The sequence below is a fragment of the Turicimonas muris genome, assembly GCF_002221595.1.
GTDB lineage: Bacteria > Pseudomonadota > Gammaproteobacteria > Burkholderiales > Burkholderiaceae_F > Turicimonas > Turicimonas muris.
The window spans coordinates 16,148-32,900 of record NZ_NHMP01000011.1 but is presented as its reverse complement, the minus strand read 5'-3'; the positions used below and the strand labels follow the sequence as shown (position 1 = coordinate 32,900).

The 16,753-nt window shown below is 44.5% G+C and carries 15 protein-coding genes and 1 tRNA gene; 6 read left to right on the top strand and 10 right to left on the bottom strand.

Annotation, left to right across the window (positions count from 1 at the left end; genetic code table 11):
* The first annotated feature begins 253 nt into the window (after positions 1-253).
* Together ADH67_RS12025 and ADH67_RS12020 are read left to right on the top strand one after the other, a co-directional pair.
* Positions 254-340, top strand: a tRNA-Leu gene (locus ADH67_RS12025).
* A gap of 312 nt (positions 341-652) precedes the next feature.
* Entirely contained in the window at positions 653-1,939 is a 1,287-nt protein-coding gene (locus ADH67_RS12020) for a C40 family peptidase (RefSeq protein ID WP_066593638.1), read from the top strand.
* Between the two features lie 65 nt (positions 1,940-2,004).
* Here ADH67_RS12020 and ppk1 read toward each other — a convergent pair whose 3' ends face one another.
* From ppk1 to ADH67_RS12000, 4 genes are all read right to left on the bottom strand, one after another.
* A complete protein-coding gene (ppk1, locus tag ADH67_RS12015; RefSeq protein WP_066593640.1) occupies positions 2,005-4,374 on the bottom strand; it encodes a polyphosphate kinase 1 in 2,370 nt (789 codons plus the stop codon).
* A gap of 218 nt (positions 4,375-4,592) precedes the next feature.
* The gene (locus ADH67_RS12010; protein ID WP_066593647.1) at positions 4,593-5,642 is read right to left on the bottom strand and encodes an FUSC family protein; all 1,050 of its coding nucleotides are present in this window, start codon (positions 5,640-5,642) and stop codon (positions 4,593-4,595) included.
* A gap of 129 nt (positions 5,643-5,771) precedes the next feature.
* Entirely contained in the window at positions 5,772-6,029 is a 258-nt protein-coding gene (gene moaD, locus ADH67_RS12005; RefSeq protein ID WP_066593650.1) for a molybdopterin converting factor subunit 1, read from the bottom strand.
* The gene (locus tag ADH67_RS12000) at positions 6,030-6,776 is read right to left on the bottom strand and encodes a HesA/MoeB/ThiF family protein (protein ID WP_066593651.1); all 747 of its coding nucleotides are present in this window, start codon (positions 6,774-6,776) and stop codon (positions 6,030-6,032) included.
* A gap of 170 nt (positions 6,777-6,946) precedes the next feature.
* Between ADH67_RS12000 and ADH67_RS11995 the strand changes: the two genes are divergently transcribed.
* The 3 genes from ADH67_RS11995 to ADH67_RS11985 all read left to right on the top strand — a co-directional run bounded on the left by ADH67_RS11995 (position 6,947) and on the right by ADH67_RS11985 (position 9,293).
* Positions 6,947-7,714 (top strand): basic amino acid ABC transporter substrate-binding protein, encoded by a 768-nt coding sequence (locus tag ADH67_RS11995; protein ID WP_066593653.1) that lies wholly within the window; start codon positions 6,947-6,949, stop codon positions 7,712-7,714.
* A 119-nt stretch (positions 7,715-7,833) separates the two neighbouring features.
* Positions 7,834-8,538: an amino acid ABC transporter permease gene (locus ADH67_RS11990; protein WP_236578591.1), complete on the top strand. Its 705-nt coding sequence runs from the start codon at positions 7,834-7,836 to the stop codon at positions 8,536-8,538.
* On the top strand, positions 8,535-9,293 hold the full coding sequence (locus tag ADH67_RS11985) for an amino acid ABC transporter ATP-binding protein (RefSeq protein ID WP_066593657.1): 759 nt from the start codon (positions 8,535-8,537) through the stop codon (positions 9,291-9,293). The genes ADH67_RS11990 and ADH67_RS11985 overlap by 4 nt, the downstream gene beginning before the upstream one ends.
* A gap of 260 nt (positions 9,294-9,553) precedes the next feature.
* Here ADH67_RS11985 and ADH67_RS11975 read toward each other — a convergent pair whose 3' ends face one another.
* Positions 9,554-11,065 (bottom strand): FAD-dependent oxidoreductase, encoded by a 1,512-nt coding sequence (locus ADH67_RS11975; protein WP_066593662.1) that lies wholly within the window; start codon positions 11,063-11,065, stop codon positions 9,554-9,556.
* A 173-nt stretch (positions 11,066-11,238) separates the two neighbouring features.
* Between ADH67_RS11975 and ADH67_RS11970 the strand changes: the two genes are divergently transcribed.
* Complete coding sequence (locus ADH67_RS11970; protein WP_066593665.1) at positions 11,239-12,069, top strand: Crp/Fnr family transcriptional regulator; 831 nt, start codon at positions 11,239-11,241, stop codon at positions 12,067-12,069.
* 128 nt (positions 12,070-12,197) lie between these two features.
* Here ADH67_RS11970 and panC read toward each other — a convergent pair whose 3' ends face one another.
* The 5 genes from panC to ADH67_RS11945 are packed head-to-tail and all read right to left on the bottom strand — an operon-like array spanning position 12,198 to position 16,751.
* Positions 12,198-13,058 (bottom strand): pantoate--beta-alanine ligase, encoded by an 861-nt coding sequence (panC, locus tag ADH67_RS11965; protein ID WP_066593677.1) that lies wholly within the window; start codon positions 13,056-13,058, stop codon positions 12,198-12,200.
* 11 nt (positions 13,059-13,069) lie between these two features.
* Positions 13,070-13,885, bottom strand: a complete 816-nt coding sequence (gene panB, locus ADH67_RS11960; RefSeq protein ID WP_066593679.1) for a 3-methyl-2-oxobutanoate hydroxymethyltransferase — start codon at positions 13,883-13,885, stop codon at positions 13,070-13,072.
* Positions 13,886-13,900: 15 nt separating this feature from the next.
* Entirely contained in the window at positions 13,901-14,407 is a 507-nt protein-coding gene (gene folK / locus ADH67_RS11955; protein WP_066593680.1) for a 2-amino-4-hydroxy-6-hydroxymethyldihydropteridine diphosphokinase, read from the bottom strand.
* Positions 14,404-16,029 (bottom strand): polynucleotide adenylyltransferase PcnB, encoded by a 1,626-nt coding sequence (gene pcnB / locus ADH67_RS11950; protein ID WP_066593681.1) that lies wholly within the window; start codon positions 16,027-16,029, stop codon positions 14,404-14,406. Before pcnB ends, folK begins: the two co-directional genes overlap by 4 nt.
* Positions 16,026-16,751, bottom strand: a complete 726-nt coding sequence (locus ADH67_RS11945; RefSeq protein ID WP_066593690.1) for an HAD family hydrolase — start codon at positions 16,749-16,751, stop codon at positions 16,026-16,028. Before ADH67_RS11945 ends, pcnB begins: the two co-directional genes overlap by 4 nt.
* Between the last annotated feature and the right edge of the window lie 2 nt (positions 16,752-16,753).

Here is a 16,753-nt window from a genome sequence, read left to right as displayed (position 1 = left end):
TTTCTTTAGATTTTTTTCTCGAAGTAATTTTGGGTTCCTCTTCAAGCAAATTTATATGATTTGAAAATTGTAACTTCTATAAATCGAGGAGACATCTAAAAACCGCTCAGACTGGAGAAAGTCTCGCTCCGAGCCGTAAATTCCAGTTCAAAGAGTTCGGTGCCGCACGACGGACTCGAACTCGAATCTCCACAAGTTTCTTACGGGCTTATATTTGACAACCGGATTTGTTTGTGTAAAATCTTGGGTTCGTGCCCATGTGGCGAAATTGGTAGACGCACCAGCTTCAGGTGCTGGCGCCTTCACGGGCGTGCTGGTTCGAGTCCAGTCGTGGGCACCAAGGATTTCATCTGGAAAAGGGATTCGGAAAACTCGAGTCCCTTTTCCATTTCTTTTTCAAATTATCTTTTCCCGATATTTCGTACGCGACTTAGCTCCCTGATTTAGCCATTGACGCTCTTGACATTTACAAATTATTTTTTCAATTTCGTAAAAATTACTTTCAACTGTAACCAAAATCTGGTACTGTTACGCGCTTATTTTGTTTTCATTCAAGCGATAACAGAAACTTCCATAGAATTCTGTAAAATATCCTGTTACAAATTATCTTTAGACTTTTCGACACTTGGTATAAGGCTTTTCGGTACCACAAATGAATTTTAAGAGTAGGTTAGGCACCATTATTTTTGGCGTATTGATTGGAAGTTCTCTTTGCGCCTCTCCCGCCTTTTCAGCTACGTCTTCTTGCGAAAACCAACTGGCAGTTGCTCGTGAATTAGTTCTCAAAACAAACTTTGATCGCCGGACCGAAGTTGTTGAAATAATTCCTGCCTGTGTTAACGGAAAACTAGTATTAAACGGAAAAACATCAGCCGAAGGAGTTTTGAGGAGCATCCTCGACGAACTCCTTCAAAAAAATATTAATTTCACCGATCAGGTTGTCATTCTTCCCGTAGAAGATGAAATTATTGAAAAGAGCTGGGGCTTAATCAACGTACCTGTTGCTTCGATGCACGCTCAGCCCAAATTTGCTTCGGCTTTGGTAACTCAAGCCGTTTTAGGTACACCTATTAGAAAAATCCAGTCCCGCGGTGCTTGGGTACAAGTTCAGACCCCTGACGGCTATATGGGCTGGCTTCACAAAAAACAATTTAAATCTTTGAGTACCAGCGGACTGAGCAAATGGAATAGTTCAGAACTAGTCATTGTTACTAATCTGCATCTTGAGCTCAACGGGGTCAATAACGCTAAGAAGATGTTCCTCCCGGCAGGCTCTATTCTGAAGAAAATATCAGAAAGTAAAAACACCGTTACCGTTGCCCTCCCTTCCGGGATGATGGGAACTGTGAACAAAGAAGGAATTCAGGACTTTCATCAATGGGCTGCTGAAAAAGCGAAAGAAATTAATGAAGATCCGACCAAATTTATGGACAATGTTTTAAAGACTGCGGAAAGTCTTTTGGGCACTCCATATATGTGGGGCGGAAATACGGCTTCGGGCTTGGACTGCTCAGGTTTCATTAATACTATTTTCCGCTTGAACGGATTAATACTTCCTCGAGACAGCGATCAGCTCACCAATCTCAAAGGAAAAGTTAAAAGAAACCAAGCCTTTAAGAAATACGAGCTCCTATTCTTTGGTAAAGAGGAAAATGGCTTAGCAGAAATCCAGCACGTTGCCATTGCCAAAAACTCTAATGAATTTCTTCATGCTCTGGGAGATGTACATGAGACAAGTTTTGAAAAGGACTCTCCCAACTTTGAACAATACGAAAAAGATCGATTTATGTTCTCGATGGAGCTGCCTGAAAAGTTAACGGACGGAACATGCTCGACAACTTTTAAAGACAATCCTTTTTTTGCAAAAGTTCCGAGAACTTTGCGCTATTGCATACCGATTGATCTTTCTTTTCAGCGCCAGCCGAGCAGAAATTATTAAATTTAAGACTAACAAAGGGTAGTAGGAGGAAGAGCCGCGAATCGCGGCTCTTGTCATTTGTTGGGTTAGGCTTTCTGCAAATTCAGATGTTTAGCGATTTCTTCCTGAGAATCGTAAATCTTTTCTCCCTTGGCTGGAGAAAGCTTCTTATAAGAACCGTCGGAAAGCAAGACCCAAGCATGGATATTGTCTTTAAGCTGCGGTTCAATAATCTGCTTCATCACATTAGTGCGAAGAACAGGATCCAGAATCGGAGTCAGAACTTCGATACGCCCTGATAAGTTACGTGTCATCATGTCAGCACTGCCGAAGTAAACTTCAGGCTTGCCGCCATTATGGAAGTAATACACGCGTGCATGCTCCAATAAACGTCCGACGATGGAACGAACACTGAGAGTTTCGGATACTCCGGAGACTCCTGGACGCAAACCGCAAATACCGCGGACGATACACTCAACCTTAACTCCGGCTCTGCAGGCCTCGTAGATTTCTTTCATCATCTCAGCGTCAACTAGCTGGTTGCATTTGATAATGATGTGGCCGTTACCTTCCTTCTTATGAATAGCAACTTCGCGGCGGATGTGCTCGACGAGTTTGCCTCTCAGGGTGTTAGGAGAAACCAAGAGTTCACGGTAATGCTTAACTCGACCATAACCGGTCATTACGTTGAACAAATCTTGAATATCGTCGCAGATTGCTCTGTTTGCAGTAAACAGCCCAAGGTCGGTGTAAATCTTGGCGGAAGCTGCGTTATAGTTCCCTGATCCGATGTGAGCGTATCTAACCAAGGATCCGTGCTCACGTCTGATGACAAAGCATAATTTTGCGTGAATCTTCAGGCCGGCAAAACCGTATACAACGTTAACACCGTTGCGTTCCATTTCTTCAGCCCAGTTCATGTTCTGCTCTTCGTCAAAGCGTGCTTTCAATTCGACCACAGCAGTAACCTGTTTGCCTCTTCTGCGGGCTTCGAGCAGCCATTTAGCAACCGGAGAATCACTGCCGCAGCGATAAAGGGTTTGTTTAATAGCTACAACGTTCGGATCCAAAGCTGCTTGACGAAGGAATTCTAAAACGCAATTAAAAGAATCATATGGATGGTAGACCATCAAATCTTTTTTGCGAATTTCCGTGAAGCAGTTTCTATCAGGCTCGAATTCCTTCGGTGTTCTCGGATGCGTTTCAGGATACTTCAAACCCGGACGATCGATACGCATCAGTCTTCCGAAGTCTGAGAAGCCGAGCGGAATGCTGTAGCGGTAAATTTGAACTTGAATCAAATCCAAGTGGTCAACAAGGAAGTCTTGGAGACGCTGAGGCATGCCTCGTTCGATTTCCAAGCGGACAACGGAACCGAATCTTCTTTGTTCCACATAATCTCTAACAGCAGCTAACAAATCGTCTGCTTCGTCTTCTTCGATTTCTCCGTCCGTATTACGAGTAATTCTGAATAAGCCGGAAGTAATTACACGATAGCCCGGAAACAGAGTCTCGAGTCTGTTAGCGATGAGATCTTCAGAAAGAATCAGAACGCCTTCGCTGACTGTGACTCCCAAGTTTGGTGTAACTGTAGAATCTTTGTTAGAGACAAAGAGGAAACGAGGAACATTGTTCGGACACTTAACACGTGCGTAACGGACTTTTCCTTCCTTGCCGATTTCTTCCAGTTCAATTACAAAGTTCAAACTGGTATTGGAAATCATCGGAAAAGGACGGCCTGCGTCTACACCTTGCGGAGTCAAAACCGGAAAAATATCTTCATCGTAGTAACGGTTCAGATTTTCTTGCTGTTCTTTTGTCAGATCTGCATACTTCGCAATAACAATATCTTTTTTAGCAAGAGCAGGTTTTAACTGGTCAAGCCACAAATCTTCGGCTTGATCGACAATTTCTAAAACTTTTCTTCTAATTTCAGAAAGCTGTTTTGCCGGAGAAAGCTTATCCGGACCGGTCGGTTCGGCTCCGCTTCTGGCCTGCTTCTGCAAATTCATAACACGGACCATGTAGAACTCGTCCAGGTTATTGAAGAAAATGGAAAGGAACAGCACTCTATTCAACAGAGGAATAGCCGGATCCATGGCAGTTTCCAGAACTTTTCTGTCAAATTCAATCCAACTAAGTTCACGGTTGGTATAGAGAGCAGGATCTTCTAGTGAAATGTGCTTAGGAGCCGGCAACTCCTGAATTGCTTCAGCAACCGGTTTCTTTGCAGAAGTACTAGCCCGTCTTGGAGTTCTAGCAACAGGAGTTTTTGCGGCAGCTGCCTTGGAAGCTGCAGGTTTCTTGACTGCTGTAGTTCTTACACGCGGTTTTCTTGCAGGTTTTGCTGCAGGCTGCTCAGCCTTTGGTGTTTCCTGGACCGGTGTCTCAGGTTTAGTTTGCTCTGGAAGTTGAGTTGTTTCGGTTGCTGTGGTCTCTGTTTTGTTGGCGGCCATAAAATTGACATCCTCGTTGTAATTTAGCGGGCAAAAAGATGAAGTTTTTCTCGGAATAAAAGAGTGTTAAACCACATTCCTCCCCGATAGCATTAAATTTATAGGATATTTTAATGTTAGCAAATAGTTATTGTACGTCACCCCTCAAATACTCGTGCTAACATCTTTCAGTGTTAGTTTGATAGGAAAAACCCTATCTGTCAATTAGTTATCGTTAATCAGCATCGTTTTTGTAATGCAAACGATACTTTTATCAGTAAGAGTCCTAAGAGAGAACAAATCACGCCGTAAATTGTATCGATAAGGCGCCACGCAATCATGTATCCGTCACCTCCATAGGCGAGAAGAAGCCAATCCAGCGCAAAGAGAATAAAGGCCGTAATTGCCGTATTAGCAAAAAGATAATTCGTAGGAAGAAACACAGGAATTAGCATTCCTGACAAAACTATCAAAATTCCCAAGAAAGCGTAATGATTGGCATAAGGAAAGATAGCCACAACTAAGAGATAGCCGAATAAAGTCCCGAAAATTCTTTGATAGCTTCTCTTAAATCCCATAGATACCCGAGTGTTAAGCAGATAAATAACACTCATACCGACCCATGCCGGCTGCATGAAATGAAAGAGTTGGGCCGACCATAAAGAAAACACCACAATAATCGCTGAAATGACGGCAAAAAAAAGCGGATTTCTGGTGCCTCCTATAAACTCTTTGAGTTGGTCCATTGGTCTGCGTCCGAGATTATCAGCACGCCAGAGATAATGGTCAACAATTATTACCACACCGGAAAGAGCAAAGCCTGCGGAGTATCCGATGACAGCGCTTTCAGTCGGAGTAAAGTCAAAAAGAGAGATCAATAAAAAGATTAGAGAATACTTGCCTAACAGCCACCAAAACTGCTCCACAAAAGGAAGCAAAGCGGAGCCGAAAACACAGAGTCCTAGGATCAGCCATTTGCCGTGAGGTAAGTCTTTGAGCACGTATCCGAGCCATGCTGAAAACATGACGCAGAGGAAGGTCAATAGAAGTCCGAGTAAACGAGACGATAAAGAATTCTTATCGTCTGACAAAAGCGCCATAAAACAAGCCAAACAGGCAAAGCCTCCGACTTTCTCATCATGAAATACAAAAGATAACGAAAGAGCAGCTGACAAAGCGACAAAGAATCGTAAAGCGGCCATCGCTAAGGCTTTCTTTGAAGGGTTCGGAGGCCTCCTGCTCAAGAAGGAATCTTGGGTACTCGCTGGAACATTGCTTGATTGAGACATCTGCTCCTCTTCTTCAGGCGCTGCAGTAAGAAGAAAGTATTTGTCAGCAGAAAATACTTACTGTGTCGGTCACGTGCTCTCAAGGCCTGGAATACGGGAGATTGCAGACCTTGAAATAAGTTCAATCCATTAACCACCGGTTACAGGAGGGAAGAAAGCAACTTCATCACCATCTTTAACATGATGACGATCGGTTGCCATTTCCTGGTTTACCGAGCATCTCAAACGAGGCATTTTTTCAAAAGCCTCTTTAAGAAGAGGATCTTTTTCAGAAAGATAATTCTTCAATCTTTCGACCGTTGTGATATCCGCCGAAAGATCAATCTCGTCTTGTCCCCTGAGCATATGTTCTCTAAGGGAAGCAAAATACAAAACCTTTACGCTCATTTATTCATCCTTATGTCCGCATAATGGACATTCATCAGACTGACTGTATCTGAACTCTTGCCACTGCATGGTTCGTGCATCCAACATCAAGAGTCTGCCAGTCAACACTTTTCCAAATTCACCGACAATTTTAAGGGCCTCAGCAGCCTGCATGCATCCAAGTATTCCCACTAAAGGCGCAAATACTCCTTTCGTAGAAGCCTTTTCGTCTTTTCCCTCGTGATTGGGAAATAAACAGGCATAACAAGGAGAATTTTCCTGGCGGAAATCCAGAACGGTTATCTGCCCGTCAAAGGCCACTGCCCCTGCTGTCACAAGCGGTTTCTTCTCTGCTTTGCATACTTCGTTCAAAAGATAACGAGAGTCCGTGTTATCAGTACAGTCCAGAACGACATCATGTTCTCTAACCAAATTTGACAGCAACTCTTTGCCCGGCCGAATCATTAAAGGCACTACGCGCACATCCGGATTCATTTCTTGAAGGGTAACCTTGGCACTAAGAACTTTAGGCAGCCCGAGAGTAGACATTCTATGGATAACTTGCCTCTGAAGATTTGTTAAATCAACGGTGTCTTCATCCACAATCGTGAGCTTTCCGACACCTGCACTGGCAAGATACATGGCAGCTGGAGAGCCCAATCCGCCTGCACCAATAACCAAAACTTTAGACAATCTGATTTTTTGATTTCCCTCGACTCCAACTTCTTTTAAAAGTTCATGTCGAGAGTATCGATTTTGCATTTCCATCTGTAATTTTCCTACAGCGTAAACAATTATTAATTTCTTCGATGTCCTCCCATATTACCTAGGGATTTCACGCAAAAACGAAGTTATTCTGGGAATCTTGCTCAGTTCCTTCCCTGTTTGTGAGATCATGGAGAATGGAATTATTTAGTCATGATCCTAGGAGATTTTTGATGTTTTTAAAGAAAGCACTGCTTGCTTCTTGCGCTGTCTTAGCTTTTGCCGCCTCCGGCGCATTTGCAGCCGAACAATACATTGTCGGTACAGGAGCAACATATCGTCCGTTTGAATACGAAACACCTCAGAAGGAATTAGTCGGATTTGACGTTGACTTAATGCGCGCCATTGCCAAAGCCGAAGGTTTTGAAGTTAAGTTTATCAACACTCCGTGGGAAGGCATTTTTGCCACTGTTGACAAAGGCGACCGCGACATCATCATGTCCGGCATCACTATTACAGATAAGAGAAAAGAAGCCGTTGACTTCTCTAAACCTTACTTCTTGGCTCACCAGCTGATCCTTACTCAAAAAGACACTAAGATTGAAAAACTCGGCGACTTGAAGAAAGGCAACGTGGCTGTTGTAAACGGTTCTGCCGGCGACATCGCCGCCAGCACTGAATTCGGTAAAGCTTCCACAAGAATCCGTCGTTTCGACAACACACCTTTGGCTCTTGAAGAATTGAACCAAGGCGGTGTAGCAGCCGTTATCGGTGACGTCGGTGTTTTGAACTTCTATTCTTTGAACAATCCTGACAAGCACTTTAATGCCGCTCGTGACCCGGCTTTCAAAGAACAATACTTCGGTATCGCCGTCAAGAAAGGCAACAAGGCATTAATTGATAAAATCAATGCCGGTTTAGATAAGGTTATCGCCAACGGCGAATACGATAAGATTTATCGTAAATGGTTTGGTACAGCTGCTCCTAAGCTTCCACAGTAACCTTTAGTTCTTAATCCGATTCTCTCCGTGAGAATCGGTTTTTTTTAACTTGAATTTGTTGGAGAAATGTCGTGGGTGGATTTCGTTATGAAGTCATAACTGAGTACTGGCCCTTATTTATGGAAGGCGCTCGAATGACCATTCAGATCACGATTATCTGCGTGGTTTTGGGCGTTATTTTAGGAATGGCATTAGGTATGGCCAGATTGGCTAATGCCCGTCACTCCCCTTGGCGTGAAATTCTGAAGTACTGCGTCCGTTGGCCGGTAACTGTCTATGTAAGTTTCTTCCGCGGTACGCCATTATTTGTGCAAATCCTGTTAATGCAGTTTGCCATTCTGCCGTTCTTTATCCATCCTACCGAAGGGGTTCTGCTCTCCGGCGATATCGCCAGAGAAATCCGTTCTACCTATGGCGCAATGCTTGCCGGTATCGTTGCTATTACGTTGAATGCAGGTGCTTATCTTTCTGAAGTTTTCCGTGCCGGTATCCAATCCTTAGACAAGGGTCAAATGGAAGCAGCACGTTCAGTCGGTATGACATATTGGCAGGCCATGTTCCACATCATTCTGCCTCAAGCATTTCGCCGTATGCTGCCTCCGTTAGGTAACAATGCCATTGCCATCCTCAAGGACTCCTCTCTGGTTTCCGCCATCGGTTTGGCAGAACTTGCTTACGCCGCCAGAACCGTTGCCGGAGCTTCTGCTCGTTACTGGGAGCCGTACATTACTATTTCGTTAATGTATTGGGTAATGACTCTCGGACTTGCCTATTTGGTCAAGAAGATGGAAGAACATTTAGGTAAAGGAGATGATGTTAAATGAGTGAAGTAAAACCTCTGATTAAGATTCGTGATCTCCATAAGTATTTCGGAGACAATCAAGTTCTCAAGGGTATTGACTTGGATATCATGCCCGGAGAGAAAGTCGTTATTCTCGGGCCGTCGGGTTCCGGAAAGTCCACGATGCTTCGCTGCATTAATGCATTAGAAGAAACAACGAGTGGCCATATCTACGTTAACGATATTGACATTACCTCTCCGAAAACCGACATTAATAAAGTGCGTGAGCATTTAGGAATGGTTTTCCAGCGCTTTAATCTTTGGCCGCACAAAACCGTTCTTGAAAACGTTGCTCTTGCTCCCAAACTCGTCAGCAAAGTGGATAAAGCGACGGCCGAGAAGCGTGCCCATGAAATGCTGAAGCGCGTCGGACTGGCAGAAAAAGCTGACGCTTATCCTGCAAGCCTTTCCGGCGGCCAGCAGCAGCGTGTTGCTATCGCCAGAGGCTTAGCCATGGAACCGAAGGCCATGTTGTTTGATGAACCAACATCCGCCCTTGACCCGGAACTTGTCGGAGAAGTTCTGAAAGTGATGACAGATCTTGCTAAATCCGGTATGACAATGGCTGTGGTTACCCATGAAATTTCATTCGCCCGTGAAGTTGCTGATCGCGTAATTTTCATGGACGGCGGCAAGATCGTGGAACAAGGCAAACCGGAAGATGTTCTTATGCATCCGAAGGAAGAAAGAACTAAAGCTTTCTTAAAACGTGTTTTACCGCAAGAAAGCACAAATTAGTATTTCTCCAGTATTTTGAAGGCGAGCCGAGAGGCCGCCTTTTTCATTTCTCTTTTGCAAACATGTGACGGATATAAAGACAGCTCTGGAAGCTCCTCAATATCGTCTGCTCCTGGCTGGCTTCTCTCCATACCAGGGTCTCTCCAAGCTCCGGCATAATGACTTTTGAGAAGCACAAATTTTTTCGAAACCTCCGGACGAAAAAAATCCTGCACCAACCGAAGCGATGCAGAAAAAATGCTCAAATTCCAAGGAGAAAATTATTTAGCAGCTTTATTTTTTGCAACGATATCTTCAACAGCCATTCTGCCGGAGTTGATAGCAAAGGAAGAAGCAGTACCTTCACCAACCTTTAAGTCGTAGGAGTCACCGTATACACCGCCGGCGTCATGACCGATAGCATACAATCCGGGAATCGGACGATCATGCTTATCGAGAACCTGCAAACCTTCATTTACTTTGACACCATTTAAGCTGGTTAATGCATTGATCTTGCCTCTGACGATATAGAAAGGCCCTTGATCGATAGCTCGCAGGTAGTACGGATCTTTACCAAACTGTTCATCTTTGCCTTGCTTTGCAAACTTCGTCATATTGGCGGCTGTCTTCTTGAGAACTTCGGGATCCATGCCTGCTTTCTTCGCGGCTTCTTCAATAGTGTTGCCGATGAAAACGTTGCCTAATTTTTCATTAGCTTTCAGCAAGTCATCCAGCTGAGTTGCTGCCTGATGTCTTTGGATGAAGTTGCCGCAAGGATTTGGATAGCCTTTGCCTTTGGTAGAGAATTCTTTCTTTGTGTTTTCATCAAAAACGATGTAGGTGTATTCGCCTGTACGAGCAATAGCATTGGATGCTTGCGGCCAGTCGATTGTCAATTCTTCATTGAAGAAGCGGTTGCCGACACCGTCAACATACAGCAAACCTTGACGGAACATGGCACGCAGCTCTTTGTTTGGACCATTGCAAATGGCTTCTCCTGCCGCCGGCATAAATGCACCATTCATCATCATTGGGCCCATATTGTCTCCGACAGCACCGACTGCCATAGCCATCTTAATACCGTCACCGGTTCTGCCTGGAGCACCAACCGGAACCATGTCGATACCAGTTAAGTCCTTAACCATTTTTTCATCAAAGTTATAGCCGCCTGTCGCAAGGATGACATTGGGTGCATATACAGTTACTTTTTCTTTCTTGACATTAACAGCTTCAACACCAACAACCTTGCCGTCTTTGACGATTAATTTTTGTGCAGGTGTAGAGGTAAGGAGAGTGCCGCCCTTTTCTTTAAAAATTTTGGTCATGGCGGCAGGCAGTGAGCCGGCTTTCGGATAAATGTGCCAGGTCATTTCCGGCTTGTCTCTCCATGCTGTCTTAACTTCCTTCCAATGCACTCCATGATCGTCGACCCACTGAATAGTTTCACCGGATTTGTCAACGAATTTCTTAAGCAAAGGAGCGTTAATTCTCCAATGATGGTATTGAGCCATATTGTTGAAAGCTTCAATCGGAGTAAGTTTTATGCCTTTTGCCTTCTGCAAGGGAGATTCCACGGCGAAAGAACCTTCCATAAAATTACCGGCGCCGCCTGTATAGCCGTTTTTTTCTAAAAGAACGGTTTTGAGGCCATTTTCGACTGCGCTAACGGCGGCAACTGTACCGCCTGCACCTGCACCCACAACTACAACGTCTGAATGCAGAGTTTCATCTGCATAAACTTGAAAAGCCAACAGAAGTGCTACAGGTGTGAGAATGAATTTCAGTTTTATCATGATGTGCTCCTTGATGAATTAAGGTCAGTCTAAGGAAGGACAATTTTTTGAGAAATATCAATTGATACGCCTCAGGCTCTGGTATCTACTAATAGCGCCTAACCCAAGGAATAGGAAAATTAGAAGAAAAAAATCTAAGAACCGAGCCAAATTACAACGAACATGAGGAATGTATGAATTATCAATCACCAGCTTGGCAGGCAGCTTTGCCGCGTCCACGTGAAAGGAAGTGGGAGCTTCCTTATGGCGCTGACGAACCGTTAATGCCTTGGATTGCGCCTCCTCTTCCGGAGAATTTAAAGAAGCTTTTCTTATCTATAGGCGCTGAGTATGAAGCCCAACCAGGCCAGCTCATTTACAGAGTAAACAATGATCTTAATTCTATGACGTTAATAACGCACGGCATTGCGGGACGCTCCTTTGGAAATCCTTACAACCAGTCCAAATATGCCATGGCAATTGCTATTCCCGGAAGAATTGCAGGAGGCAATCACACATTTTTCTCACGTCGACCTGGAAACGGCAGCTATTTTGCAGTCTCTCCGGTAAGGTGCAGGAAGCTCAGAAATGACACCTTAAAGGCACTAATGAAGGAAGACAAAGACTTCCACGAGCAAATGTGCGTGCATTTAGAGTGCCTTATTCAATCAGATCGCATCGGATTGGCTGCGAATATGAGCTTACCTGTCCGGGACAGAATTTTCTTATTTTTCCTTACCTGGAGCTTTGCTTACGGAAGATTGATTGAAATCAACGGAACGGAATATGTCGAATGCGATGTATGCATTAATCAGACCGAAGTGGCAAAAGTGGTAGCAGCAAGCATCATCCAAGTCCGCCGAGAAATTGGACTTCTCAAAGAAAGCAATTTTTATCATAAGGAGAATGACACAATAAGATTCAGATCGGATGCTCTCGACCCGGCGTGGTTGTGGTTATGCGGTAATGAGGAAGGAGGAAACCTGTATCAGCGAAATAAGGATTGGCGTTCTTACCTAACTTAGATATGCAGGGGGCAGAACTTCGGAGAAAAATCTACTGATTTGACTGCTTACGAAACACTAACGGCATAGTTGAGAAAACCTCGGAAGCATTTACACATTCCGAGGTTTTCTCCTTGCAAGAGCCAAGATTAGGCGAGTTTGCCGAATACTTCTACGTTATCAATTAAACGAGTAGTACCGATTTTTGCTGCACCCAAGATGACCAGAGGTTCTTTGTTGAACAAGTCATCTCTTGTCGGAGTAAGCAAGTCTTTCTGGCGAGCAACTACGATGTAGTCAGGCTTCCAGCCAGCTTCTTCAAGCCTTTTGACGGCACTATTTTCCAAGCCGGTGATATCAATAGCTCCAGCTTCGAGGGAGGATTTAACGCCATGAAGAGTTCTGTACAAATGAGTTGCTTCTTTGAGCTCTTCTGCGTTTAGATAGCGATTGCGGGAAGATAAAGCCAAGCCGGTTTCCGGATTTCTTTGAAGTTCCATCGGAATAATCTTCAATGGCATTCCGAACTGCTTGACCATGCTCTGAATAATCTTTAACTGCTGATAGTCTTTCTTACCGAAGACAGCGACATTCGGGCGCACGATAGAAAAGAGCTTGTTCACTACGGTTGCAACACCGTCAAAGAATCCGGGACGATAGAAACCTTCCAGAATTTCAGACAAATTAGGATCCGGTCTGACCATAAAAGTCTGTTTTTCGGGATACATGTCTTTTTCAGAAGGAGCAAAAACAATATCAACGGCTCCTTGCTTTTCCAATTTCTCCAAGTCTTCCTGGAGTGTGCGCGGGTAGGTATCAAAATCTTCATTAGGCCCGAACTGCAGACGGTTAACAAAGATTGAGGCCACTACTGTCGGTGCATGTTTCTTTGCTTCTGCCATTAAGGCTAAATGGCCGTCGTGAAGATTGCCCATAGTCGGAACGAGAGCAATTCCGTCCTTACCTCTGAGAGCGTTCTGAAGCTCTTCGATTGTATGTACAACTAACAACTTTGTATCCTTTAAAAAGAATGAGATTGAGTGGGGAAATCTTTAGATTTAACTGCCTTTACGTAATTCTCAACCGCTCCTTGAATAGAATCGGCTCCTTCCATAAAGTTCTTCGAGAATTTGGGCTTTCTTCCGGCATAGATATTGAGAATGTCCTGAAGAACCAGAACCTGTCCCGATGTGCCGGAACCCGCACCAATACCAATGGTAGGAACATGGAGAAGCTGGGTAACTTCCGCAGCAATATCAGCGGGAACCATTTCAAAGAGAACCATAGCTGCACCGGCTTCTTGTAAAGCTAAGGCTTCACGTTTGAGTTTTTCTTTACCGCTGTCGCTCTTGCCTTGAACAAAAAAACCGCCGATCGTGTTGATTGACTGAGGTGTAAATCCAATATGACCGCAAACAGGAACGCCGGCCGCAGTAAGTCTTCTGACAAGCGGACAGATTTCTTCTCCGCCTTCAAGCTTAACCATATTGGCGCCTGCCTTAATAAGCCTAATGCAGTTGGCCATCCCCTCTTCATCATTGACTTGGTAGCTGCCGAAAGGAAGATCCGTCAAAATGAATGCTGTCTTATTTCCCTTGGCGACACAGCGAGTGTGATATTCCATATCTTCAACGGACACCGGAATGGTCGTGGAATTACCTTGCACGGTCATCCCTAAGGAGTCTCCTACCAAAAGCATGTCCACGCCTGCTTCATCCAACAGATGAGCAAAGGAGGCGTCATAGCAAGTCAACATGACGATAGGTTCGCCGTTTTCATGCATTTTCTTCAGCGTTGAAAGCCTAACCTGCTTTCTTGGTTCTTTTTGATCTGTCATTGTTTCTCCATGGAGTTACAGCCAGTCGCGGGCTTCGAATAATTTTATTATCGATTGATCCTTAACTGAGTCCAAAAATTCTACCGCTTTTCCTTTCCCTGGGATTTCAACGGAAGAATCTACTTCCACTAAAGGAACAAGCACGAATGCTCTCTCGGTCATTCGTGGGTGAGGAAGCACAAGCTTGGGTGTCGAAGATTCTTCCTTTCCGCATAGCAGAAGATCACAATCAATCACGCGCGGAGCATTATGAATACCCGCAGGTCTTACTCGGCCGAGTTGATTTTCAATATCAAGAAGTCTGTCCAAAAGACTTTCGGCTGAAATCTCATCTGAGATCTCAGCCTTCAGCACGGCATTCAAATAATCCGGCCCCGAAGAATCAATAGGAGCCGTTGAATAAAGCCCGGAGGCCTCAACAGAGGCCACACCGTCCAAGTCTTTAATCTTTTCAGCTGCTTTTCTTAGACTCTCCTTTGGGTTTCCAAGGTTGGCCCCTAGGGCTATGTATGCAGTTTTCATTGTTTTTTTGGGGTTGTCAGAAGAACAGATTTTGCTTTTGGTTTTCTTCTAGCCGGTCGCTCCGCCGCCTCTGTATAGCTATTCTTCCTCTGTTCTGCCTGCAGTTTTTCCTGGGAAGGAATACTGCGCGGAGTTTCATGCTTCTTTTCTACCGCCGGCTTTTCCGGCGTTTCTCCGCTATTTACCTGCGGAGGCTCTGACTTAACGACAGGACTTTCAGTTGCATCTGATGATGCCTGAGGTGCCTCAAGAGAAGAAACAACAGCCGGTTTGCGTTTTCTTGTTCTTCTTCTCTTCTTCGGCTCTTCCAATCCGCCTTTTATTTGTCCTTCACGGGAACGGCTGCGGGTTTGCCGTGCTAAATCTTGGAGCATGTCTTTTCTTTCATCGGCCGGAGCTTCTTCGAAAGCCGTCCACCAATCAGCCAGTTCGTGAGGAACCTCGCCGCAAGATGCACGAATAAGCAGGAAGTCATAAGCCGCCCTGAAACGAGGATGCTCAATCAGCTTGAATGCTACGGATGCAGTTCTGCGGTCAAACCTAGGCTGCAGTCTCCAGATATCTTCCATATCGCGGAAAAATCTTCTCTGAACTCCTTTCAGCAGAGGACTTTCCGTTACACGGGCAATAGCCATCTGCCATTGTCTAGGAATCGTGACATCCGGCACTTCTTTCTTAACTTTTTCAACTTCTTTCTTAACCAAACTCCAGAAGAGAGTTGCAAAAATAAAGCTTTGCGAAATAGGTTTGCCATGAGCTACACGGGCATCAGATTTTTCCATTGCCTTCAGCAAGAAAGGATCGTTTTTTGCACTCAAATATTCCTTAAGCAATGGAATATTAACGTTAACGCCTTCCTCATCCAACAGGCTCATGCATTCCACGGAAGCACCGCTCATGAGCATCTTCATGATCTCATCGAACAGACGCGGTTCAGGAACAGCCAATAAAAGCTTCTGCATTTCTCGGATAGGCTTTGAAGTTTTAGGATCTATCTTGAATCCTAACTTTGCTCCAATACGAATAGCTCTTAAGATGCGCACCGGATCTTCACGATATCTGAGTTCAGGATCTCCAATCATGCGGATACGTTTTTTCTTGATATCCAGCAAACCGTTATGGTAATCGTAGACCTCTTCTTCGAGAGGGTCGTAATACATCGCGTTAACTGTAAAATCTCGGCGTGCCGCGTCTTCAAACTGTTCACCGAATACGTTATCGTCAATCACTCGGCCTTGACGATCCTTTTCAACTCCATCCTGTCTTAGTCCGCGGAAAGTTGCGACTTCAATTGTCTCAGCACCGCGAGTAACATGAACTAAGCGGAAACGCCGGCCAATAATAATTGCACGGCGGGTAATTTTTTTTATTTGTTCAGGCGTTGCGTCGGTAGCGACGTCAAAATCCTTCGGAGTGTGATCAATCAAAAGATCTCGAACCGCACCTCCGACAATGAAAGCTTTGAATCCGGCGTCTTTAAGTTTTTGACAGACAGAGACGGCAAAAGGGCTGACTTTGTTGATATCAATCTGATGTTCTTCTTTTGTCAGAATTCTAGGCTTGCGTCTAATTTTTCGTGTTCCGAATAAATTTTGGACACTTTCAACAATTTCTTGAATCACGGAGTTTTCTCCACAACTTCCTCATAAGTGGGCTCTTCAACCTGAAATAAACTCAAAATCTTCCACCCTCTTTGTTTTGCAATTCGACTTAAAAATTTGTCGGGATTAGTGGCTACAGCCGTTCCGCCATGTTCAGCAACAAAAGACAATAGCGGAAGATCATTTATAGAGTCAGAATAAAAGCTCGAACTCTTCAATGTCTCCAAACCGCCTCTGTCAGCAACATATTTTTCAACAGCCGTCACCTTCCCTTGCGCAAATGTATGCCGAAGCCATCCTCCGGTAAATTGCCCATCAGCGTCCTCCTCCGGCTCCGCAGCAATCAAACCGTCAGCATCTAATAATTTGGCTATCGGCTCCACAACAAATCGATAAGTCGCAGTAACTATCACAACTTTATCACCTGCTTCCTTGTGCTTTTGGACTAACTCAACCGCGTTGGGCCTTATGTTGGGCTTAATATAGGTCGCAATATATTCCTTTCTGTACTCCTCAAGCTGGGCCCTAGAAAAGAGAGAGAGGAGGTGCATCTCAAAATCCATGAACTGATTGATGTCCAAAACACCGTTGAAGTAGTCCAAATCAAACTGCTTTTGACGGCGCTCAAACTCTTGTTTACGGTCACTGCACTTAGAAATTAAAAAGTAGGCCCAAAGCCCGCTGCTGTCGACCGGAAGTAAAGTATGGTCTAAATCAAAAAATGCAAAAGAATTGGTAGTCATCT